Here is a 24,631-nt window from a genome sequence, read left to right on the forward strand (position 1 = left end):
GGAGTTTGGTATGGCGAACTGTTTAGTAATTGTGGAATCACCGGCAAAGGTAAAAACGATAAAAAAGTTCCTGGGAGCGAATTATGAAGTGGATGCCTCTAACGGACATGTGAGGGATCTTCCGAAAAGCCAGATGGGAATTGATGTGGAGCATGATTTTGATCCCAAATATATAACAATCAGAGGAAAAGGAGATATCCTGGCCAAACTTAGGAAAGAAGTGAAAAAGGCCGATAAGATTTATCTTGCGACTGACCCTGACCGGGAAGGAGAAGCGATTTCCTGGCATCTGATGAAGGCATTAAAGCTGGATGAAGTGAAGGATAAGCAGGTGTACCGGATCAGCTTTAACGAGATTACAAAGAATGCGATAAAGGCTTCCTTAAAAACCCCGAGAACAATTGATATGAATCTGGTAGATGCCCAGCAGGCCAGAAGGGTTTTGGACCGTATGGTTGGATATATGATCAGTCCCCTACTCTGGGCGAAAGTTAAGAGAGGCTTAAGCGCGGGCAGGGTCCAGTCAGTGGCATTGCGTCTGATCAGTGACCGGGAGGAAGAAATCAATGCATTTATTCCGGAAGAGTACTGGAATCTGGAAGCCGTTCTAAAACAGGAAGGAAGCAAAAAGTCTTTAACCGCAAAATTTTACGGTGATAAAGACGGCAAGATTGCTATTGGTAAAAAGGAAGAGCTGGATAAGATACTGAAAGGTCTTGAAAATCAGACGTATCAGGTAGAGGAAGTTAAAAATGGAGAAAGAGTTAAAAAAGCTCCCATACCATTTACTACCAGTACCCTCCAGCAGGAAGCATCAAAGGTACTTAATTTTTCAACCCAGAAGACCATGCGTCTTGCCCAGCAGCTGTATGAAGGCGTGGAGGTTGCAGGGCATGGAACCGTGGGACTTATCACCTATTTGAGAACCGATTCCACCAGGATCGCAGAGGAAGCAGATACTGCGGCAAGAGAATATATCGGAAAGCAGTACGGCAGCCAGTACGTAGCAAATGGGGAACCGGTGAAAAAAAGCAATGCAAAGATCCAGGATGCCCACGAGGCGATCCGTCCTACGGATATTGCCCTTACGCCGGTTATTGTAAAAGAATCCCTGCAACGGGATTTATTCAGGCTTTACCAGTTGATCTGGAAACGTTTTACAGCAAGCAGAATGCAGTCTGCCGTTTATGCGACCACTTCAGTCAAAGTAGGGGCAGGAAACTATGTCTTCACACTTTCCGCTTCCAAACTGTCCTTTGATGGTTTTATGTCCGTATATGTACAGGAAGATGAAAAGGAAGATACCAATGTATTGCTTGGAAATCTGGAAAAGGGAAGCATCCTTAAACTGGATAAACTTGAGAGCGGACAGCATTTCACCCAGCCGCCGGCGCACTTTACGGAGGCCTCCCTTGTAAAGGCCATGGAAGAACAGGGGATAGGACGCCCAAGTACTTATGCTCCTACCATCACAACCATTATCGCCAGAAGGTATGTGGCAAAGGAAAATAAAAATCTTTACGTGACGGAGCTTGGTGAAGTAGTTAACAGTATGATGAAGCAGAGCTTCCCAAGTATCGTGGATATTACGTTCACTGCTAATTTGGAGTACCTTCTTGATAAAGTGGGAGATGGGTCTGTTCCGTGGAAAACTGTTGTGAAAAACTTCTATCCGGATTTAAAAGAAGCGGTAGACAAAGCTCTTGTGGAATTGGAATCTGTGACCATCGCTGATGAGGTGACGGAAGAGATTTGCGAAGTGTGCGGACGGAACATGGTTATAAAGTACGGTCCTCATGGCAAATTCCTGGCTTGTCCCGGATTTCCGGAATGCAAGAATACAAAGCCTTATCTGGAAAAAATCGGTGTGCCTTGTCCGAAATGCGGAAAAGAGGTAGTAATAAAGAAAACCAAAAAGGGCAGAATTTATTATGGATGTGAGGCAAATCCTGAGTGTGATTTCATGTCCTGGCAGAAGCCTTCTACCAAAGCCTGTCCAAAGTGCGGTGCTTATATGGTTGAAAAGGGAAACAAATTACTATGCTCAAACGAGCAATGTGGATATAGCACTGACAAATAGGAAAAAGAATAATTATTAAGAAAATCGAAAATCTTCAAAAAACTATTGTTATTTGAAAATAATAATGTTAATATTTAATCATTAGAGGTGTATTTTAGTTTTTCACATAAATTCTTAAGGAGGTTTTCGGCTATGAGCGTACAGTTGTTGGACAAAACTAGAAAAATTAACAAATTATTGCATAACAATAATTCGCATAAGGTTGTATTTAACGATATCTGTGAAGTGCTGACCGAGATCCTGAATTCGAATATTCTTGTGATCAGCAAGAAGGGAAAGGTGCTGGGCATAGGTCTGACACCGGACATCGAGGAGATTCAGGAGCTGATCGCGGACCAGGTTGGCGGTTATGTTGATACCATGTTAAATGAGCGTTTGCTCAGTATATTATCAACAAAGGAGAACGTTAATCTGGAAACGCTGGGTTTCACTGGTGACAATATCAGAAAATACCAAGCTATCATCACACCGATTGATATTGCAGGGGAAAGATTAGGAACCCTGTTCATTTATAAATCCGATTCTCAATACGATATCGATGACATCATTTTAAGCGAATATGGCACCACCGTGGTAGGACTTGAGATGATGCGGTCGGTTAACGAAGAGAATGCGGAGGAGACCAGAAAAGTGCAGATTGTCAAATCTGCAATCAGCACCTTATCTTTTTCCGAATTAGAGGCCATTACTCATATCTTTGAGGAATTGGATGGCAATGAGGGCATCCTGGTAGCCAGCAAGATCGCTGACCGAGTAGGGATTACCCGTTCTGTCATTGTCAATGCCCTTCGTAAGTTTGAAAGTGCCGGAGTGATTGAATCCAGGTCCTCTGGTATGAAGGGAACTTATATTAAGGTACTGAACGATGTGGTGTTTGATGAATTGAAAGTCATAAAGGCCGGAACCATAAAAAATATGCCGGAGCGCCGGGAAATTAAAGATATGTAAAGCCATTGTCAGGAGAAAAAGGAGCAGAGTGATAGACTGCTCTTTTTTATATGGAAGGTTAAGGAAAAACGTTCAGATTTGAATTTATGAATCTGACGAATATGCTTTCATATCCAGTTGTTTCATCTGTACACAAAATATGGTAGGACATGTTTAATTTGAACACAAAATGTAAAAAAATACTTGCATCGTGTAAAAAGATATGCTATACTGGCTAAGCTGATAAAAAACACGTCTGCGGATTCCTGAGGAAGGTGCCGGATACCGGTCTCCCCGGAAGCATAAGAAGCGGGCGGAAGTAAAACCAAATGGAGGTAATAACATGAGCGTTATTTCAATGAAGCAGCTTTTAGAAGCTGGCGTACACTTCGGTCATCAGACAAGAAGATGGAACCCTAAGATGGCTCCATACATTTACACAGAGAGAAACGGCATCTATATTATTGATCTGCAGAAGTCTGTTGTAATGGTAGATGAAGCTTACAAGGCAGTATCCGATATTGCTGCAGAAGGCGGCAAGATCCTTTTCGTAGGAACAAAGAAGCAGGCTCAGGATGCCATCAGATCTGAGGCAGAGCGTTGCGGAATGTATTTTATTAATGAGAGATGGCTTGGCGGTATGCTTACAAACTTTAAGACAATCCAGTCCAGAGTTGCAAGATTAAAGCAGATTGAGACCATGTCCCAGGACGGCACATTTGATGTTCTTCCTAAGAAAGAAGTTATTGCTCTTAAGAAAGAGTGGGAGAAATTAGAGAAGAACTTGGGCGGAATCAAGGATATGAAGAAGATTCCGGATGCGATTTTTGTTGTAGATCCAAAGAAAGAAAGAATCTGCGTTCAGGAAGCTCATACACTGGGAATTCCGTTAATTGGTATCGCTGATACAAACTGTGATCCTGAAGAACTTGATTTCGTGATCCCAGGTAATGATGATGCGATAAGAGCCGTTAAGTTAATTGTTGCCAAGATGGCAGACGCAGTAATCGAAGCAAACCAGGGCGAGGCAGTAGCAGAGGAAGCAGAAGCAGCTCAGGAAACAGAAGAGACTGTAGAGGCTTAATTATTCAGGCGATTGAATGCTTCGACCTGCTTTGAGAAGCGGGTCGAAGCTTTTTTTACTGGAAAAAGGTTCCTGTAATAAAACGGCCTTTTATAATATCGAAATTGAAATGACGCCCTGCGGGCATACCTTTATTCCCAAAGAGCATGGGCATTAATAATGAAATCAATTGATGGAGGGAAAACAAATGGCAGCAGTTACAGCTGGAATGGTAAAAGAATTAAGAGAGATGACCGGCGCGGGCATGATGGATTGCAAGAAAGCTCTTGCAGAAACAGACGGTGATATGGACAAAGCAGTAGAGTTCTTAAGAGAAAAAGGACTTGCAGCTGCTTCTAAGAAGGCAGGAAGAATTGCAGCAGAAGGTATCGTTACCACGGTTGTATCAGAAGACGGAAAATCTGCAGCAATCGTTGAAGTAAACAGTGAGACAGACTTTGTTGCAAAGAACGCTCAGTTCCAGACCTATGTTGCTGAAGTTGCAACTCAGGTGCTTACTTCCCAGGCAACAGATATGGAAGGATTCCTTGCAGAGCCATGGACACAGGACAACTCCTTAACCGTTGCTCAGGCATTATCCAGCCAGATCGCTGTGATTGGGGAAAATATGAACATCAGAAGATATAAGAAGATCGTTACCGAAGGAGTCGTTGTTGATTACATCCACGGCGGCGGAAGAATCGGTGTCCTGATTGAAGCTGATGCAGAAGTAGTGAATGATACGGTAAAGGAAGCTTTAAAGAATATTGCCATGCAGATCGCTGCATTAACACCAAAGTATGTGAAGAGAGATGAGATTCCTCAGGATTTCATTGATCATGAGATGGAAATCTTAAAGGTTCAGGCTAAGAATGAGAATCCGGATAAGCCAGATAACATTCTTGAGAAGATGATTGTAGGTCGTTTAAACAAAGAATTAAAAGAATTCTGTCTGGTAGATCAGGCTTATGTAAAAGATGGAGATTTAACTGTTGGAAAGTACTTGGAGCAGGTTTCCAAGGAAGTCGGCGGTAAGGTAGATGTGAAAAAGTTCGTACGCTTTGAGACTGGTGAAGGTCTTGAAAAGAAGGAAGAGAACTTTGCAGAAGAAGTTGCTAGGCAGATGCAGTAATCTTGTAGCAGGATTCTGGGGGGAATCCCATGGGTATCCATGGGATTTTTCTTTTAAAACAGTGTCCGTTTACCATTGACAAATGTTTCCATAACTGACGGACATCACTATACCAAAGGAGTTGAGGAAAGTGGCTAAATATATTTTAAAGCGTATCGCTATGGCGATCGTAACCATCTTTGCTGTTGCAACGGTTACTTTCTTTGTCATGAATATGGTGCCAGGCGGCCCCTTCATGTCAGAGAAGGCCATCAGCCCACAGGCCCAGGCGGCCCTTAATGAAAAGTACGGCCTGGACAAACCGTTAGGCGAACAGTATATCACCTATATGAAGGATCTGCTTCACGGCAATTTAGGATTAAGCGTAAAACAGCGCGGCCGTACGGTGAACATGATCATTGAAACTAAATTTCCTGTATCTGCAAGGATCGGCGGAATGGCAATTCTGACCGCTGTTCTTGTTGGAGTTCCATTAGGCAGTATTGCTGCATTCAAGCGCGGAACCGCAGTTGATAATATTATCATTATCTTCAGTACATGCGGAATCGCAGTACCGAGTTTTGTTGTCTGTACTATATTAATGTATATTTTGAGTTTAAAGCTGGGACTTTTGCCTACGTTTGGACTGGCGTCGTGGAAAAACTACATTATGCCTGTCATGGCTCTTTCCTTTTATCCGTCCTCTTATATCGCACGTCTGATGCGTTCTTCCATGTTGGATGTTATGGGACAGGATTACATGAGAACAGCCCGTGCCAAAGGGCTTTCCCAGATGGTCAGCATCTTTAAGCATGCACTTCGTAACGCCATTCTTCCGGTTGTTACATATTTAGGACCGCTTTTGGCCTATACCGTAACAGGAAGTTTTATTGTTGAAAAGATATTTACGATTCCGGGCCTGGGATCTGAATTCATCGGTTCCATTACAGGACGTGACTATCCTCTTATCATGGGTACTACGATCTTCCTTGCTACTTTAATGGTTATCATGAATGTGCTGGTCGACGTTGCTTATAAATTCATCGATCCGCGAATTAATCTGAAGTAAGGGAAAGGAGAAAGAAATGCCAAAGAATAAATTATCATTACAGCTAAATGTAGAAGACTTTCTCCCGGCAAGTGATGCAGAAAAAGAAAGCCTGACAGTCATGCGTAAGAGCGTTGGATTTTGGAAGGATGGAATCAGACGCCTTAAAAAGAATAAGATTTCAATGATCAGCCTTGCTATTATCATTGTTGTATTTATTTTGTCCTTTTTAGTCCCTCAATTCTACCCATATAGGTATGAACAGCAGATCCGTGGAAGTGAAAATCTTGCTCCCATGCAGTATTCTGAAAAAGAACTGACTGCTATAGAATCGGGAGAGAAAGTATTTCCTCATATTTTAGGAACGGATAACCTGGGTCGTGACTATGCGGTCCGTGTCATGATGGGAAGCCGTGTTTCCCTGATGGTCGGTCTGATCGCTTCCTGTATCATTTTACTCATCGGATCCCTTTACGGTTCCATCGCAGGCTTCTTCGGCGGCTGGGTGGATATGATTATGATGCGTATTGTAGATATGATTTATACAGTACCAGATATTTTGATTATCGTTTTGCTTTCCGTTGCATTTGACCAACCGCTAAAAGCCTTGTCTCAAAGGCCCGGTTTTCAGTGGATCCAGGTCATCGGTGTTAACTTAATCAGTATCTTTGTTGTATTTGCCCTGCTTTATTGGGTAGGTATGGCACGTATCGTGCGAAGCCAGATCCTGATTTTAAAGGAGCAGGAATATGTAACTGCGGCAAGAGCCCTTGGAGCATCCAGCGGTCATATCATTAAGAAACATTTGCTTACAAACTGTATTGGTACCTTAATTGTTACGACTACGCTGCAGATTCCATCTTCAATTTTTACGGAGAGCTTTTTAAGCTTCCTTGGCCTTGGCGTTGCTGCGCCCATGCCTTCTTTGGGAAGTCTTGCAAGCGCTGCGTTAAATGGTCTGCAAAGTTATCCGCACCGTTTATTTGCACCGGCACTTATGATTTCTATCATTATTCTAAGTTTCAACCTGTTGGGCGATGGTCTGCGTGACGCATTCGATCCAAAGCTGAAAGATTAAGGAGGAGAGATTCGATGAACGAATATTTGGTTAATATTGAAAATGAACGTCTTTCCTTCTTTACCCCGGCTGGAGAAGTGAAGGCTCTTAATGATGTATCCCTTCATCTTCGTGAAGGAGAAGTTCTGGGTATTGTAGGTGAGTCCGGTTCCGGTAAGTCCGTAACAGCCTACAGCCTTATGGGACTTACAGCTTATCCTGGACGCATGATTGGCGGATCCCTTCAGTTTAACGGTCACCAGATTGAGAAGATGACAGAGAAGGAAATGAGAAAGATCCGGGGAAATGAAATTTCTATTATTTTCCAGGATCCCATGACCAGTTTAAACCCGGTTTACACAGTTGGAAACCAGATCACTGAAGTGATCATGCTTCATACAAATAAAAATAAACAGCAGGCGAATGAAAGAGCAAGGGAGCTTCTGACCCTGGTAGGGATCAATGAGCCTGATAAGCGTTTGAAGCAGTATCCTCACGAGCTGTCCGGTGGTATGCGCCAGCGTATCATGATTGCCATTGCTCTTGCATGTGAGCCAAAGCTTTTGATCGCTGATGAGCCGACTACCGCTCTGGATGTAACCATTCAGGCACAGATTCTGGAACTGATGATGGAACTGAAAGAAAAACTTGGGATGGCGATCATCATGATCACTCATGACCTGGGTGTGGTTGCGAACATGTGCGACCGAATTGCAGTTATGTATGCGGGAAAAGTAGTAGAATACGGCAATACGGATGATATTTTCTATAATCCAAGCCATGAATATACAAAAGGTCTGATCCGAAGCATTCCTAAGCTTACGGAAAAAGAGCACAACAAGCTTGTTCCTATTGAAGGAAGCCCTGTGGATATGTTAAATCCGCCGGCTGGATGTCCTTTTGCGCCCAGATGCCGCGCCTGCATGAAGATTTGCCTGCGTGAAATGCCGCCGTATACGGATATATCCGATATTCATTATAGTGCCTGCTGGCTGCTTCAGAAGCAGGAGTATGAACAGGCACAGAAGGGAGATGCATGATGGAAAATAAAAATCTTGTAGAGGTGCAGAATTTACAGCAGTATTTCCCTGTTGCCGGTGGCAAGTTATTTGAGAAAAAGGTCGTAAAAGCAGTAGATAACGTTTCTTTTGGAATTAAAAAGGGCGAGACTTTAGGACTGGTTGGAGAATCCGGCTGCGGAAAAACTACCACAGGCCGTACTTTGCTCCGGCTTTATGAGCCTACCGCAGGAAAGATTTTCTTTGACGGAGAAGATATTACCAAGGTAAACATGCTCCCTTACCGCCGAAAGATGCAGATCGTGTTCCAGGATCCTTATGCCAGCCTGGATCCCCGTATGACCGTTGGGGATATTATCGGCGAGGCAATTGACATCCATCATCTTGCTTCTAATAAAAAGGATCGTCAGGATCAGATCATTTCTGTTCTGTCAACAGTAGGACTTAATTCAGAGCACGCAAACCGTTACCCTCATGAATTTTCCGGCGGTCAGCGTCAGCGTGTGGGTATTGCCCGCGCTCTGGCAGTAAACCCTCAGTTTATCGTCTGTGACGAGCCGGTATCGGCTCTGGATGTTTCCATTCAGGCGCAGGTTGTCAATATGTTTGAACAGCTTCAGGAGGAACTGGGACTGACCTATCTGTTTATAGCCCATGATCTTTCTATTGTGAAGCATATTTCCAACCGGATCGGAGTTATGTACTTAGGAAAAATGGTAGAGCTTGCAGACAGCTATGAACTGACGTTCCACAGCGTACACCCATATACCAAGAGCCTGATTTCTGCCATCCCGATTGCGGATCCCGAAACCAGCCGTAAATCTAAGAGAATTGTTCTGGAAGGGGATGTACCAAGCCCGGTAAATCCGCCATCCGGCTGCCGTTTCCGTACACGGTGTCCTTATGCGGATGAACTTTGTGCTGCACAGGAACCGGAGTGGAGAGAGGTTTCTTCCGGTCATTTTGCTGCATGTCACCATCTGGACAAGGTAAACTGATTTTCATTGCCATTTTATAGTTTTTATGCTATGCTGAGAATGAATCGGCACAACAAACGTCGGACGTATTGCTGTGCCGATTTAAATATATTCTATAGGAGGGAATTTATGAAAAAAATGTCACTTGTATTGGCTGCTGTTATGGCAACCGGCATGATCCTTTCCGCTTGCGGCGGTAATAAATCGGCTGGTCCATCTGAAGGCGGTACTACCAATGCAGCGAATGGGGAAGCAACTACCCCAGGAGGAGAATCATCTGGAGGTCTTGACCTTGCAGTTCAGGTCGGCCCGAACCCGGAAACCATTGATCCCGCTTTAAATAGTGCGGCTGATGGTGCAAACGTGATCGTACATGCCTTTGAGCCTTTACTGATCGTAAATTCAGAGAACAAGATTGTAGGCGGTCAGGCAGAAACCTACGATGTATCTGAAGATGGACTTACCTATACCTTCCACCTTCGTGATGGTTTGAAGTGGAGTGATGGTACTCCTCTGACAGCCAATGACTTTGTGTATTCCTGGAAGAGACTGGCAGATCCTAATACAGCAGCTCCTTATGGGGCAGACATGCTGGGTTATGTAAAGGGCTATGAAGAGGCAGCTGCCGGAGATCCGGATGCCCTTGGTGTTTCAGCTTCCGATGACAAGACTCTTGTAGTAGAATTATCCGCTCCCTGCGTGTATTTTTCAAAGCTGGTTACTCATGCCTCCATGGTTCCGGTGCAGCAGACAGTTGTAGATGCAGCTGGGGATCAGTGGTGCTTAAAGCCTGACACTTATATCTCTAACGGACCTTTAAAGATGATTGAGTGGGTACCAGGCTCTCATATTACTTTTGCGAAAAATGAAAATTATTGGAACGCAGATAAGATCACTTTAAATACTTTAAAATTCGTCCTGATGGAAGATGCTAATGCGGCTTACAGCGCTTATCAGACCGGAGAAGTATCCATGATTAAGGATGTACCTACAGAGGAGATCCCGGCGCTTAAGGGCAAAGAAGAGTTCCATGTTGAGCCAGGTATGGGTATTTCCTATATCGATTTCCAGAACCAGAAGGAGCCATTTAACAATCCGGATGTGCGTAAAGCTTTAAGCCTTGCCATTGACCGTGATTATCTGGCTAATACCGTTATGCAGGGTATTGGCGCTCCTGCGGCTAACTTTGTTCCACGTGGTGTTTCTGATGCAGAAGGCGGAACCTTCTTTGAGGATGTAACACGCAAGAACAACGGTGGTGACTTCTTTAATATTGAAGATCATGAAGCAGATATTGCAAAGGCGAAAGAGCTTCTTGCAAAGGCTGGATATCCTGACGGAAAAGGCTTCCCTGTTACGGAGTATATGACCAATGATGCTGGCTATAACAAAGCGGTAGCAGAATACCTGCAGAGCTGCTGGAAGGAAAACCTTGGCATTAACGTAGACATTAAGATCCTTGAGTGGGCAACCTTTACACCTACCCGCCGTGCAGGAGATTATCAGATTGCCCGTGATGCCTGGAGTTTTGATTATGATGATCCTTCCAATCTTTTAAACCTGATGATGTCTACAAGCGGCAATAATAATGCTTTGTACAAAAATCCGGAGCTTGACAAGCTGCTCAATGAGGCCAACTCCACTGCTGATGTTAAAGAGCACTATGAGAAGCTTCATGAGGCAGAAAACATGATCCTTAACGACGCAGCCATTGCACCGCTTAATTACCGGAATGAATTCTGGCTAAAGGATCCTAAGTTAAAGGGAACATGGTATTCTCCATATGGATACTGGTTCTTCCAGTTTGCTACCATGGACTAATAAACTGTTATTTATAAATTGCACCCAGGAATATTTCCTGGGTGTTTTTTTACCCTTCATTTATTCTTTTCTAATATACCATTTTATCATTGCTATTTTGCTATTTTTATGTTATATTAAAGAATAAGTCGCTGCAGTAACTGATTAAAGCGTTATTGCGTTGATAGAATATAATTTTATTAGGAGGACGGTTTATGAAAAAAATGTCACTTGTGTTGGCTGCTGTTATGACCTCCGGTATGATTCTTTCCGCTTGCGGCGGAAATAATACCGCTGGCACGAAAGCAGGTTCTGACACAAACACAACTGCGGCAGCTAACGGCGAAACTGCAGCACCCGCGGATGGGACTTCTACCGCACTTGATCTTGCAGTGCAGGTTGGTCCAAATCCCGAGACCATTGATCCGGCACTGAACAGCGCTGCAGATGGTGCTAATATTATTGTTCATGCGTATGAACCTCTGATGATCGTTGATCCAGAGAACAAGATTGTGGGCGGTCAGGCTGAATCTTTTGATGTATCTGAGGATGGCCTTACCTATACCTTCCATCTTCGTGATGGCTTAAAGTGGAGTGATGGTACACCGCTGACAGCCGAGGATTTTGTATATTCATGGAAGAGACTTGCTGATCCTAATACGGCAGCTCCGTATGCAGGAGATATGCTTGGCTATGTAAAGGGATATGAAGACGCAGCATCAGGCAATCTGGATGCTCTGGCTGTTTCCGCACCTGATGATAAAACCTTTGTGGTTGAGTTGTCTGTTCCCTGTGTATATTTCTCAAAGCTGATCACTCATGCATCCATGGTTCCTGTACAGAAGGCTACGATTGAGGCAAATGGCGACCAGTGGACCTTAAAGCCGGAGACCTATGTGAGCAATGGTCCTTTAAAGATGGTTGAATGGGTACCAGGTTCTCACATTACCTTTGGTAAGAATGAAAATTACTGGAATGCAAGCAAGGTTACTTTAAATACCTTAAAATTCGTCCTGATGGAAGATGCCAATGCAGCTTACAGCGCATACCAGGCTGGTGAAGTATCCATGATTAAAACCCTTCCTACGGAAGAAATTCCAACCCTTAGAACTACCGATGATTTCCAGATAGGATCCACCATGGGCACATATTATATAAGCTTCCAGACCCAGAAGGAACCGTTTAATAACCCGGATGTGCGTAAAGCGTTGAGCCTTGCCATTGACCGTGATTATGTTGCCAATACTGTTATGCAGGGAATTTATGCTCCGTCAACAAATTTCGTTGGCCCTGGCATCTCTGATGCAGAAAATGGTTCTTCTTTTGAAGAAGTGACTCGTAAAAATAATGGCGGCGATTTCTTTAATGTTGCTGATCATGAAGCTGATATTGCTAAGGCAAAAGAACTTCTTGCAAAAGCCGGATATCCAGATGGCCAGGGATTTCCAACCATTGAATACATGACGAATGACCAGCTGTTCCATAAACCATTAGCTGAGTATTTACAGAGCTGCTGGAAGGAAGCACTGGGAGTTAATATGGACATTAAGATCGTTGAATGGTCTACCTTTACACCTACCCGTCGTGCAGGAGATTTCCAGATCGCACGTAACGGCTGGTTATTAGACTATGACGACCCATCCAATATGCTGAACTTATTTAAGTCCACCAGCGGTAATAACGATGGTAAGTACAATAACCCTGAAGTTGATAAGAAGCTTGATGAAGCAAACTCCACTTCTGATGTTGCAAAGCACTATGCATTGCTGCACGATGCAGAGAACATGATTTTAGAGGATTCCGCTATAGCTCCGGTTGCTTATTACAGCCAGCCATGGTTACAGGATCCTAAGTTAAAGGGTACATGGTATTCACCATATGGATATTGGTTCTTCCAGTATGCTACCATGGAATAGTAAGGATTATCTGAATTTTAGAAAGCATCCGGGAATTATTTTCCGGGTGCTTTGCTTTTGCCAGGTCTTTATTCCCTGCCTGCAAACTTCCTCTTTCCAACCCTAGGAAAGTATGTTATAATCTCCTAAGACAATACAAAAGTACAGGAGAGTTAAGGCTATGAATCCAAGACGTGTATTATTAAAGCTCAGTGGCGAAGCTCTTGCTGGTGCGAATAAGACGGGCTTTGACGAAGCGACTGTTAAAGAGGTCGCGCGGCAGGTTAAAATATCCGTGGATGCAGGTGTCGAAGTAGGCATTGTTATTGGCGGAGGTAACTTCTGGAGAGGCAGAACCAGCGATGCCATTGACCGTCCTAAGGCGGATCAGATCGGCATGCTTGCTACAATAATGAACTGCATTTATGTTTCAGAGATTTTCCGTAATGCCGGGATGAGTACACAGATACTGACCCCGTTTGAGTGTGGTTCCATGACAGAACTTTTTTCCAAGGACAGAGCTAACCGGTATTTTGATGAGGGCAAAGTTGTATTTTTTGCCGGAGGAACAGGCCATCCTTATTTTTCAACCGATACAGGCATTGCGCTTCGCGCCATTGAAATGGAGGCAGATTATATTTTACTGGCAAAATCCATTGACGGCGTATATGACAGTGATCCAAAGACAAATCCCAATGCTGTTAAATATGAGGAGATTTCCATTCAGGAGGTCATCGAGAAGCAGCTTGGTGTCATTGATTTAACGGCTTCCATCATGTGTATGGAAAATAAAATGCCCCTTGCGGTATTTAGCTTAAATGAAAAAGATGGCATTGCCAATGCAATGCAGGGAAAAATAAACGGTACCATAGTTACCGCATAAACCAGGAGGACGATATGCAGGAGAGTTTACAGGTTTACGAAGACAAGATGAACAAGACATTAAAAGCGCTGGAGAATGACTATATGACAATCCGCGCAGGACGTGCCAACCCGCATGTGCTGGATAAAATAAGAGTGGATTATTATGGTACACCGACTCCTATCCAGCAGGTCGGCAACATTTCTATTCCGGAAGCCCGTATGATTGTGATCCAGCCATGGGAGAAGAGCCTGTTAAAGGCAATTGAAAAGGCAATTCTCACTTCTGAATTGGGAATCAACCCCACCAATGACGGCAATGTAATCCGCCTTGTATTTCCGGAGCTTACTGAGGAACGCAGAAAAGATCTGGTTAAGGATGTTAAGAAAAAAGGAGAGGCTTCCAAGGTCGCTATCCGTAACATCCGCCGTGATGCCAATGACTTATTTAAAAAGCAGTTAAAGGCAGAGGAAATTTCTGAAGATGAACAGGCAGAGGCTGAAGACAAGATTCAGAAGCTGACAGACAAGATGATCGCCCAGGTAGACAAAATGATTGAAGAAAAGTCAAAGGATCTTCTTACAGTATAAAAATCTTGAACAAGGGCAGGCATTTTGCCTGTCCTGTTTTATATATCAGGAATTGGAATTCCCTGATTTATAAAACAGCGCTCCGTTAGGATGCGCACTCTGCGCTAAGGAAGTATGGTTACTAAAGCAACCGCGCTCCGGCGCAAGAGTCTGCTTTGCAGACTCTTTATTCTGTTTTAAAAGGAGCGGCATTATATGGACAAAACGAATGAGAATATGGTGATTCCGGAGCATGTCGCTATTATATTGGATGGCAATGGCAGATGGGCAAAAAAGCGTGGGCTTCCAAGAAGCGTGGGCCACAAGGAAGGATGCGTGACCGTAGAAAGAACAGTAGAGGATGCAGCAAGGCTTGGAATTAAGTATTTAACGGTTTATGGTTTTTCAACGGAAAACTGGAAACGTACTTCAGATGAAGTTGGAGCCTTAATGCAGCTGTTCCGCTATTATATGGTCAGGCTTTTGAAGATCGCCAAAGCCAATAATGTGCGTGTAAAGATGATCGGTGATAGGGATCGGTTTGACAAGGATATTATAGAGGGAATCGGTAAACTGGTGGAAGAGACGAAAGATAATACAGGTCTTACCTTTATCATTGCTGTTAATTACGGCGGCCGTGATGAGATTGTTCGCGCTGCCAGGAAACTCATGAAGGATTCGGCAGAAGGAAAGCTTTTGCCGGAGGATATGACGGAAGAAGTTTTTTCTTCTTATCTGGATACAGAAGGACTTCCGGACCCGGATCTTCTTATACGCACCAGCGGGGAGCTTCGGCTTTCCAATTATCTGCTGTGGCAGCTGGCCTATACGGAACTCTATGTTACGGATTGCCTTTGGCCTGATTTTAATATGGAAGAAATGAAAAAGGCAATTGCAGCGTACAATAGTAGGGAACGAAGATTCGGGGGAGTGAAGTGATTCGGAGGGAGGAAACACCATGTTTACAACCAGACTGATAAGCGGAGTCATTCTCGTTATCATAGCTCTTTTTACAGTTGGAAGTGGGGGAGTATTGCTTTTTGCCACAACCCTTTCCATATCTATGATTGGTTTGTTTGAGTTGTATCGCGTGATGAAGATACAGAAAAACCCATTGGGATTTATGGGCTATTTAACGGCCCTGTCCTATTATGGGCTGCTGTGGTTTCATGGAGAGCAGTTTATGATGCTCATGTTCATTGCATTTTTGATGATTCTTATGAGTATTTATGTATTTGCCTTTCCTAGGTATCAGATGGAAGAGGTGACGGTGGCCTTTTTTGGAGTTTTTTATGTTACAGTCATGTTGTCTTATCTTTATCAGGTCCGTGCCATGGCAGACGGGAAATATCTGGTGTGGCTGGTATTTTTAAGCTCATGGGGGTGTGATACCTGTGCTTATTGCGTGGGTATGCTCATAGGAAAGCACAGGCTGGCTCCTGTACTCAGTCCTAAAAAGTCTATAGAAGGGGCAATCGGCGGAGTGGCCGGCGCAGCTCTTCTGGGTATTCTTTATGCAACTCTTTTTGGAGGATCCATGACAGAGATCCGCAATCCCCAGGCAGCCTGTGGACTGGCTTGTGCCATTGGAGCGGTAATCTCCCAGGTTGGGGATCTGGCTGCATCTGCAATCAAACGCAATCATCAGGTAAAGGATTATGGAAAATTGATTCCGGGCCATGGGGGAATTCTGGACCGTTTTGACAGCATGCTCTTTACGGCACCTGCCATTTATTTTGCGGTAACATTTTTACGTTAAAAGATTATTTGGCTTAAAAATTGGTAAATTGGAAAAGAAAAGGAGTAAGCAGCATAAGATGAGGAAAATAGCAATCCTGGGTTCAACGGGATCCGTCGGGAAACAAACTCTGGAGGTGGCTGAAAATCAAAAAGATATAGAAGTGACCGCCTTGGCGGCAGGCAGTAACATCCGCCTGTTAGAGGAGCAAATCAGAAAATTTCATCCAAAGATCGCATGTGTATGGAGAGAAGATAAGGCCAGGGAGCTGGCGGCATCGGTAAAGGATTTGCCGGTCCGCATTGTTTCCGGAATGGAAGGCCTTATGGAAGCAGCCACAGAAAGCTCTGCAGAAATTGTGGTCACTGCCATCGTTGGTATGATTGGAATCCGTCCTACCATCGCGGCTATTGAGGTGGGAAAGGACATTGCTCTTGCCAACAAGGAAACCCTTGTAACTGCCGGGCACATCATTATGCCTTTAGCAAAGGAACGGGGAGTAAAGATTCTCCCTGTGGACAGCGAGCACAGCGCCATTTATCAGTGCTTAAACGGAGAAGATAAAAAAGCCATACATAAGATCCTTTTGACAGCGTCAGGCGGTCCTTTCCGGGGGAAAACCAGAAAAGAGATGGAGTCAGTCCAGGTGGAGGATGCGTTAAATCATCCCAACTGGTCTATGGGCAGGAAAATTACCATTGATTCCTCCACTATGGTCAATAAAGGCCTTGAAGTGATGGAAGCAAAATGGCTTTTTGGAGTGGAAATGGACCAGGTAGAAGTGGTAATCCAGCCTAAGAGCGTGATTCATTCCATGGTGGAGTTTGAGGATGGAGCAGTCATGGCCCAGCTTGGAACGCCGGATATGAAGCTTCCGATCCAGTATGCACTTTTCTATCCGGAGCGGAGATTTCTTCCCGGAGATCGTCTGGATTTCTGGACCATAAATCAAATAACTTTTGAAAAACCGGATATGGTAAATTTTCCAGGTTTAAAATTGGCATATATTGCCGGGAAAGAAGGCGGAACACTTCCAACAGTTTTCAATGCTGCCAATGAACGGGCAGTTGCCAAATTTTTAAACAGAGAAATTTCATATCCAACCATAACTGATATGATAGAGGGAGCTATGAACGGGCATACTGTAAAAGAGAATCCAACAGTAGAGGAAATTCTTGAAGCAGAGGCTGCAGCTTATGAATATATAGAAAGCAGGTGGTAAATTGTCCAGCGTTATCGTAGCGATTCTGGTTTTTGGGCTGATCGTATTAATTCATGAATTAGGGCATTTTTTATTCGCGAAAATGAACGGAATCGCGGTGGTTGAGTTTTCAATCGGCATGGGACCAAGATTGGTCCGTTTTAAGAAAGGTGAGACTATTTATTCCATAAAGGCGCTGCCCTTGGGCGGTTCCTGTATGATGCTGGGAGAAGATGAGGAAAATCCCGATGAGCGGGCATTCCAGAATAAATCAATTCCGGCCCGGATGTCAGTAATTGCAGCCGGTCCTATCTTTAATTTTATTTTAGCTTTTTTCCTGGCTGTACTTCTGGTAGGGATGAACGGATATGATACGACCTATATTAAGGAAGTAACCGAAAATTCGCCTGCTTATGAGGCAGGGATCCAGCCTGGGGATAAGCTGCTCCGGATCAATGGGGAAAGTGTATCCATGTATCGGGATTATATTCTTTATAAGCTTTTAAAGCCAGAAGAGAAGATGAATCTTGTAGAATATTCCAGAGTGGATCCAACGACCGGAACTGAAAGCATTCATTCTGTTTCTGTTAATCCGCAGTATTCAAAGGAAAGCGGGAAATATCTGATTGGTATTATCATTGCTCCTGAGAATAAAAAGGCTGCCTCTATTGGCGAGCTGGTAAAATACGGTTACATGGAAATGGAATACGATGTGAAGCTGACAGTAAAAAGCCTTGGCATGCTCTTTACCGGTAAGGCAAGTGTCAATGATTTAAGCGGTCCGGTGGGCATTGTAGTCATGATTGATGATTCTGTTAAGGCTGGACTTACGGTCAGTGTTGTAGCGGCACTTATGAATGTAATCAGCATGTGTATTCTGCTGAGTGCAAACTTAGGCGTTATGAATCTTCTTCCGATCCCTGCCCTTGATGGAGGGAGGCTTTTGTTTCTGATTATTGAAGCCATCAGAGGCAAGCGTATGGATCCGGAGAAGGAGGGCCTGGTTAATTTGATCAGTATGGCTGCCCTTATGGCCCTCATGATTTTTGTGGTGTTTAACGATATCAGCAGGTTTACGTGAGAAAACCATAATTACTCAGGCGGGCCAAAGGAATATGCATGCATGTTCCTTTGATGTCTGCCGCAATAACCGGATGGAACTCGCACAGCGGGTTGCTTCCGGTTTTGAGGTATATGCAGAATGGAGGAACGTATGAGCAGAGAGAAAACAAGAGTAATCCGCATCGGAGACAGGGTAATCGGCGGAGGAAATCCGGTCCTGATCCAGTCTATGTGCAATACGAAAACACAGGATGTGGCTGAAACAGTAAGCCAGATTAAAGCCCTGACAGAGGCTGGCTGCGATATCATCCGGGTTGCGGTGCCGGACATGGAAGCGGCTGCTGCCTTAAAGCAGATAAAGAAGCAGATCTCCATTCCACTGGTAGCGGATATTCATTTTGATTACCGGCTTGCCATCGCTTCCATAGAATCCGGAGCGGATAAGATCCGGATTAACCCAGGGAATATCGGATCGGCCGACCGGGTCCGGGCGGCTGTGGAAAAGGCCAGGGAATATGATATTCCCATCCGGGTAGGTGTAAACAGCGGTTCCCTTGAAAAGAATCTGATAGAGAAATACGGCGGGGTGACTGCAGAAGGTATTGTGGAAAGCGCACTTCAAAAAGTACGGATGATTGAGGAACTGGGATATGAAAAACTTGTCATCAGCATTAAATCTTCCAATGTGCTCATGTGCGTCAAAGCTCATGAACTGATTGCCAGGCAGTCGGATTATCCACTTCATGTGGGAATAACCGAAGCGGGCACTTATGTCTCCGGGACAATCAAATCCTCGGTAGGTCTGGGAATCATTCTTCATGAAGGTATCGGAGATACCATCCGTGTATCTTTAACAGGAGACCCGGTGGAGGAAGTGAAGACCGCAAAGCTGATTTTAAAGACACTTGGTTTAAGAAAGGGCGGTGTAGAAGTAGTATCCTGCCCGACCTGCGGAAGGACCAGGATCGATCTGATCTCTTTGGCAAACCAGGTGGAAAAACTGGTTTCAGAATTCGACCATCTGGATATTAAGGTAGCTGTTATGGGCTGCGTGGTAAATGGACCTGGAGAAGCCAGGGAAGCGGATCTTGGAATTGCGGGAGGAATCGGAGAAGGCCTCTTGATGAAAAAAGGAGAGATTATCCGTAAGGTACCGGAAGATGAACTGCTTCAGGCCCTAAAGGAAGAGCTTATGAAGATGCAATAGGTGATAGAATGTCAAAAAGATTTTTGGAGGTTTTTCCAAGTTTACATATTACAGAGGAATTACGGGAGCTTTTAAATCTGGTGGAAGTGGAGAAGGTCACTTTAGGCAGGGATAGAAGCTCTATTCGTATTTACCTTATGAGCCCGAGGCTCATACATAAACAAAATATTTACGGGCTGGAAAAGGGAATCAAGGACCAGCTGTTTCCCTCGAAGCGGATTACCATAAAGATTATCGAACGCTTCCGTTTATCGGGCCAGTATACGCCACAGAAGCTGTTAAAGGCCTATAAGGACAGCCTTTTAATGGAACTTAAAAATTACAGCATTATTGAATACAACATGTTCCGAAAGGCGGAATTCCAGTTTCCTGAACCGGATCTTCTTAAGATGACGGTGGAGGATACCATAGTTACCCATGAAAAGGCCGGAGACTTAAAACGAGTGCTGGAAAAGATTTTCCATGAACGGTGCAGCATGCCGGTAGAAGTCCAGTACGAATATGTGGAACCCAAGGAAAATGAGCTGGCAAAGCAAAAAGAGCTTCAGATGCAGCGGGAGGTGGCGGAAATTGTAAGCCGTACCTCCTTTGCGATACAGAATGATGAAGACCGGATAGAGTATGGTACCGGGGCCGGCGGGGGAGCTGGCGGTCCCTCCATGGCAGATGGCATTTCTTTGGATGCCATGACTGCAGAATATACGGCTTTCGCTCCGGCAGACCAGGCTTCCCAGGCTCCTGCACCTGCGCTGCGTATGGGAGGGAAGAAGGAAGCTGCTAAGACCGGAGATTCAGATTCCGGGAAAAAGGAGTGGAAGGATTATAAAAAGGGCGGCGGCTCCTACGGACGCCGTTCGGACAACCCGGATGTATTATACGGCCGTGACTTTGACGGGGAAATTATAGAGATTGAAAAGATTGATGGTGAGATCGGGGAAGTTGCCATCAGAGGCAAGATTTTAACTGTGGACAGCAGAGAGCTGAGAAGCCAGAAGACCATTATGATCTTCGATGTGACGGATTTTACAGATACGATCACGGTGAAAATGTTTGCCAGGGAAGAGCAGATTGACGATTTAAAAGCTGCAGTGGTGCAAGGAAGCTTTATACGCATCAAGGGCGTTACCACCATTGATAAATTTGACGGTGAGCTGACGCTCGGATCAGTGGTTGGAATTAAGAAATCCGAGGATTTTACCGGTAAGCGGGTGGATAACAGCCTTGAAAAGCGGGTGGAGCTCCATTGTCATACAAAAATGAGCGATATGGATGGCGTATCAGAGGTCAAGGATATCGTAAAACGGGCAAAGAGATGGGGAATGCCTGCGATTGCCATAACCGATCACGGCTGTGTTCAGGCCTTCCCGGATGCAAATCATGCTCTGGATAAAGGAGATCCCTTTAAACTGATCTATGGCGTGGAAGGGTATCTGGTAGATGATTTAAAGCAGCTTGTGGAAAATTCCAGAAACCAGGGCCTGTCGGACTCCTATGTAGTATTTGATATCGAGACAACAGGGTTCAGTTCTTCCAGGAACCGGATCATCGAAATCGGAGCGGTAAAGGTAATTAATGGGATCATTACGGATAAATTCAGCACCTTTGTGAATCCGGACGTACCCATTCCTTTTGAGATCGAGCAGCTTACAGGCATCAATGACAATATGGTTCTTCCTTACCCCAAAATCGATGAAATACTGCCGCAGTTTCTGGAGTTTTGCGGGGATTCCGTCCTTGTAGCTCATAATGCATCCTTTGATGTGGGCTTTATCGCCTATAATGCATCCAGGCTTAACCTGGCTTTTGATCCAACAGTCATTGACACGGTGGCGCTTGCAAGGCTTCTCCTTCCGAAACTTAACCGTTATAAGCTGGATACAGTTGCAAAGGCGCTTAATATTTCTCTGGAGAACCATCACAGAGCGGTAGACGATGCAGGTTGTACAGCTGAAATATTCGTGGCATTTGTGAAAATGATCCGGGAACGGGGCGTGGAAACTCTTGACGAGCTTAATGGTCTAAGCGCCATGACGGCGGATATGATTAAAAAGCTTCCTACCTACCATGTGATCATATTGGCTGCCAACGATGTGGGGAGGGTAAATCTTTACCGTTTGATTTCTTATTCCCACATTAATTACTATGCAAGAAGACCCAGGATTCCCAAAAGCGTTCTTAATAATTACCGGGAAGGACTGATAATAGGCTCCGCCTGTGAGGCAGGAGAATTGTATCAGGCCCTCCTTCGGGGAGTTTCCGACGCAGAGGTTGCAAAGCTGGTTCACTTTTATGACTATTTGGAAATACAGCCTTTGGGAAACAATGCATTTATGCTTCGGGATGAGAAAAGTTCAATAAAGTCGGAGCAGGATTTAATCGACATCAACAAAAGGATCGTAAGCCTGGGTGAGCAGTTTGGAAAACCAGTTTGCGCCACTTGTGATGTTCACTTTCTGGATCCGGAGGATGAGGTTTACCGTAGGATCATTATGACAGGCCAGGGCTTTAAGGATTCCGACGATCAGGCACCTTTGTACTTGCGTACCACTGAGGAAATGCTGAAGGAATTTAAATATCTGGGGCCAAATAAGGCGGAAGAGGTAGTCATTAAAAATACAAGAAAGATTGCCGATATGTGCGAGAAGATTTCTCCGGTTCGCCCGGATAAGTGTGCTCCCGTCATTGAGAATTCCGATGAAGATTTACGAAAGATCTGTTATGACAGGGCTTATGCCATCTATGGAGAAACCCTTCCGACAATTGTTACGGAGCGTCTGGAGAGAGAGCTTCATTCCATCATTTCCAATGGGTTTGCTGTTATGTATATTATCGCTCAGAAACTGGTTTGGAAATCCAATGAGGATGGGTATCTGGTAGGTTCCCGAGGCTCTGTCGGTTCATCCTTTGTAGCTTATCTGTCAGGAATTACGGAGGTAAACTCCTTAAGCCCACATTATTATTGTGCGTCCTGCCATTATTATGATTTTGATTCAGAAGAAGTAAAACAGTTCTCCGGTATGGCGGGATGTGATATGCCGGATAAGGTATGCCCGGTGTGCGGACGTCCGCTGGCAAAAGACGGATTTGATATTCCATTTGAAACCTTCCTGGGCTTTAAGGGAGACAAGGAGCCGGATATTGACTTAAACTTCTCCGGTGAGTATCAAAGTAAGGCTCATGACTATACAGAGGTCATTTTCGGCAAGGGCCAGACGTTCCGGGCAGGGACCATTGGTACCCTGGCAGATAAGACTGCCTTTGGATATGTAAAAAATTATTATGAAGAGCATGGGGTGAGAAAGCGCAATTGCGAGATCAGCCGGATCGTGCAAGGCTGTGTTGGAGTCAGGAGAACCACCGGACAGCATCCGGGCGGAATTATCGTACTTCCTCATGGAGAGGAGATCTATTCCTTTACTCCGGTTCAGCGGCCTGCCAATGATATGACCACCATGACGGTAACCACCCATTTTGATTACCATTCCATTGACCACAACTTACTGAAGCTTGATATTCTGGGACACGATGATCCTACCATGATCCGTATGCTTCAGGATTTAATTGGGTTTGATCCGGTAAAGGATATTCCCCTGGACAGCAAGGAGGTCATGTCGCTGTTTCAGGACACCTCTGCCTTAAAAATCACGCCGGAGGATATCGGAGGATGTAAGCTTGGAGCCCTCGGGGTTCCGGAGTTTGGTACGGACTTTGCCATGCAGATGTTGATTGACACGCAGCCCAAGTATTTCTCTGACCTGGTACGTATTGCCGGTCTTGCCCATGGTACGGATGTGTGGCTGGGCAATGCCCAGGCCCTGATTCAAGAGGGAAAAGCTACCATTCAGACAGCAATCTGTACCCGCGACGATATCATGGTTTATTTAATATCAATGGGAATCGAAGAGGGACTGTCCTTTTCCATTATGGAGAGCGTCCGAAAGGGAAAAGGGTTAAAGAAGGAGTGGGAGGAGGAGATGACCGCCCACGGAGTTCCGGACTGGTATATCTGGTCCTGTAAAAAGATCAAGTACATGTTCCCTAAGGCCCATGCGGCCGCCTATGTTATGATGGCCTGGCGTATTGCCTATTGTAAGGTGTTTTATCCTCTGGCTTATTATGCCTCCTTCTTTAGTATCCGTGCCAACGGCTTCAGCTATGAGCTGATGTGCCAGGGACGGGATAAGCTGGAGTATTATCTGGCCGACTATAGGAAGCGGATCGACACTCTTTCCAAAAAAGAGCAGGACACCCTAAGGGATATGAGAATCGTACAGGAGATGTATGCCAGAGGATATGACTTTATGCCCATCGATATTTACCGGGCAAAGGCAAGGCATTTCCAGATCATTGACGGCAAACTGATGCCGTCCTTAAGCAGTATCGACGGATTGGGTGAAAAAGCAGCTGATGCCGTCGTGGATTCGGTAAAGGATGGAGCTTTCCTGTCAAGGGAAGATTTCAGAAACAGGACAAAGGTCAGTAAGACCGTCTGTGATCTGATGGGAGACTTAGGACTTCTTTTTGAACTCCCGGAATCCAATCAGCTGTCCTTGTTTGATCTGGGTTAACAGGGGGAATAAGATTCCCCCTTAGGCCCGGGGCTTTTCCGTATAAGTAGTAACAGAAATTTATTGAAATTTTTCCAGAATTTTAAAATAATAAAAAAATTTTGAAAATAAGGTTGACATCCGCTGGGATATGTATTATACTACCTAACGTAATCGAGGCGTGGCTCAGTTTGGTAGAGCGCTGCGTTCGGGACGCAGAGGTCGCAAGTTCGAATCTTGTCGCCTCGATTCTGTATCAATAATATGCTGTAAATGGCCTATTGGTCAAGCGGTCAAGACGCCGCCCTCTCACGGCGGAAACCCGAGTTCGATTCTCGGATAGGTCATACTAAAAACCTTCAGGAGCAGCCTGGGGGTTTTTGCGTTAAGTGGGACAGTTTTAAAATAGGAGCGCTGTTATTTTTTGATTGATGTATAAAACGATTAGGAATACATAGGTTTGTCATA

Annotated in this window: 18 protein-coding genes and 2 tRNA genes; all 20 read left to right on the top strand. The window is 44.7% G+C overall.

From position 1 onward, the window contains the following. Positions 1-10 precede the first annotated feature (10 nt). Positions 11-2,080: a type I DNA topoisomerase gene (gene topA, locus BMX69_RS06360; protein ID WP_100041887.1), complete on the top strand. Its 2,070-nt coding sequence runs from the start codon at positions 11-13 to the stop codon at positions 2,078-2,080. Positions 2,081-2,212: 132 nt separating this feature from the next. Then, positions 2,213-3,028, top strand: coding sequence for a GTP-sensing pleiotropic transcriptional regulator CodY (gene codY / locus BMX69_RS06365; RefSeq protein WP_100041888.1), 816 nt, complete (start codon positions 2,213-2,215; stop codon positions 3,026-3,028). 322 nt (positions 3,029-3,350) lie between these two features. Continuing rightward, positions 3,351-4,091, top strand: a complete 741-nt coding sequence (gene rpsB, locus BMX69_RS06370; protein WP_054790600.1) for a 30S ribosomal protein S2 — start codon at positions 3,351-3,353, stop codon at positions 4,089-4,091. Between the two features lie 187 nt (positions 4,092-4,278). Next, complete coding sequence (gene tsf / locus BMX69_RS06375) at positions 4,279-5,202, top strand: translation elongation factor Ts (protein WP_054790601.1); 924 nt, start codon at positions 4,279-4,281, stop codon at positions 5,200-5,202. A gap of 130 nt (positions 5,203-5,332) precedes the next feature. After that, positions 5,333-6,250 (top strand): ABC transporter permease, encoded by a 918-nt coding sequence (locus BMX69_RS06380; RefSeq protein WP_025232842.1) that lies wholly within the window; start codon positions 5,333-5,335, stop codon positions 6,248-6,250. 16 nt (positions 6,251-6,266) lie between these two features. Then, positions 6,267-7,307: an ABC transporter permease gene (locus tag BMX69_RS06385; protein ID WP_054790602.1), complete on the top strand. Its 1,041-nt coding sequence runs from the start codon at positions 6,267-6,269 to the stop codon at positions 7,305-7,307. 14 nt (positions 7,308-7,321) lie between these two features. Then, positions 7,322-8,326 carry an ABC transporter ATP-binding protein gene (locus BMX69_RS06390; protein WP_025232844.1) on the top strand — a complete coding sequence of 335 codons (1,005 nt, stop codon included), beginning with the start codon at positions 7,322-7,324 and terminating at the stop codon, positions 8,324-8,326. Then, positions 8,326-9,303, top strand: a complete 978-nt coding sequence (locus BMX69_RS06395; RefSeq protein WP_334292479.1) for an ABC transporter ATP-binding protein — start codon at positions 8,326-8,328, stop codon at positions 9,301-9,303. The genes BMX69_RS06390 and BMX69_RS06395 overlap by 1 nt, the downstream gene beginning before the upstream one ends. 108 nt (positions 9,304-9,411) lie before the next feature. Continuing rightward, positions 9,412-11,103, top strand: a complete 1,692-nt coding sequence (locus BMX69_RS06400) for a peptide ABC transporter substrate-binding protein (protein WP_100041889.1) — start codon at positions 9,412-9,414, stop codon at positions 11,101-11,103. A 194-nt stretch (positions 11,104-11,297) separates the two neighbouring features. Beyond that, on the top strand, positions 11,298-12,998 hold the full coding sequence (locus tag BMX69_RS06405; protein WP_054790603.1) for a peptide ABC transporter substrate-binding protein: 1,701 nt from the start codon (positions 11,298-11,300) through the stop codon (positions 12,996-12,998). Between the two features lie 160 nt (positions 12,999-13,158). Next, positions 13,159-13,860, top strand: a complete 702-nt coding sequence (gene pyrH / locus BMX69_RS06410; RefSeq protein WP_025232848.1) for a UMP kinase — start codon at positions 13,159-13,161, stop codon at positions 13,858-13,860. A gap of 14 nt (positions 13,861-13,874) precedes the next feature. Further along, entirely contained in the window at positions 13,875-14,429 is a 555-nt protein-coding gene (frr, locus tag BMX69_RS06415) for a ribosome recycling factor (protein ID WP_025232849.1), read from the top strand. Positions 14,430-14,624: 195 nt separating this feature from the next. Next, a complete protein-coding gene (locus BMX69_RS06420) occupies positions 14,625-15,347 on the top strand; it encodes an isoprenyl transferase (protein WP_100041890.1) in 723 nt (240 codons plus the stop codon). A gap of 19 nt (positions 15,348-15,366) precedes the next feature. Next, positions 15,367-16,167: a phosphatidate cytidylyltransferase gene (locus tag BMX69_RS06425; RefSeq protein WP_025232851.1), complete on the top strand. Its 801-nt coding sequence runs from the start codon at positions 15,367-15,369 to the stop codon at positions 16,165-16,167. Positions 16,168-16,225: 58 nt separating this feature from the next. Beyond that, positions 16,226-17,368 carry a 1-deoxy-D-xylulose-5-phosphate reductoisomerase gene (locus BMX69_RS06430; RefSeq protein ID WP_054790604.1) on the top strand — a complete coding sequence of 381 codons (1,143 nt, stop codon included), beginning with the start codon at positions 16,226-16,228 and terminating at the stop codon, positions 17,366-17,368. Between the two features lies 1 nt (position 17,369). Beyond that, positions 17,370-18,428 (top strand): RIP metalloprotease RseP, encoded by a 1,059-nt coding sequence (gene rseP / locus BMX69_RS06435; protein WP_100041891.1) that lies wholly within the window; start codon positions 17,370-17,372, stop codon positions 18,426-18,428. Between the two features lie 132 nt (positions 18,429-18,560). After that, positions 18,561-19,616: a flavodoxin-dependent (E)-4-hydroxy-3-methylbut-2-enyl-diphosphate synthase gene (gene ispG, locus BMX69_RS06440; RefSeq protein WP_100041892.1), complete on the top strand. Its 1,056-nt coding sequence runs from the start codon at positions 18,561-18,563 to the stop codon at positions 19,614-19,616. A gap of 8 nt (positions 19,617-19,624) precedes the next feature. After that, complete coding sequence (locus BMX69_RS06445) at positions 19,625-24,184, top strand: PolC-type DNA polymerase III (RefSeq protein ID WP_100041893.1); 4,560 nt, start codon at positions 19,625-19,627, stop codon at positions 24,182-24,184. Positions 24,185-24,338: 154 nt separating this feature from the next. Beyond that, positions 24,339-24,412 (top strand) — tRNA-Pro (locus tag BMX69_RS06450). A gap of 26 nt (positions 24,413-24,438) precedes the next feature. Then, positions 24,439-24,510 (top strand) — tRNA-Glu (locus BMX69_RS06455). Positions 24,511-24,631 lie beyond the last annotated feature (121 nt).

Source organism: Lacrimispora sphenoides JCM 1415 (assembly GCF_900105615.1).
Classification (GTDB): domain Bacteria; phylum Bacillota; class Clostridia; order Lachnospirales; family Lachnospiraceae; genus Lacrimispora; species Lacrimispora sphenoides.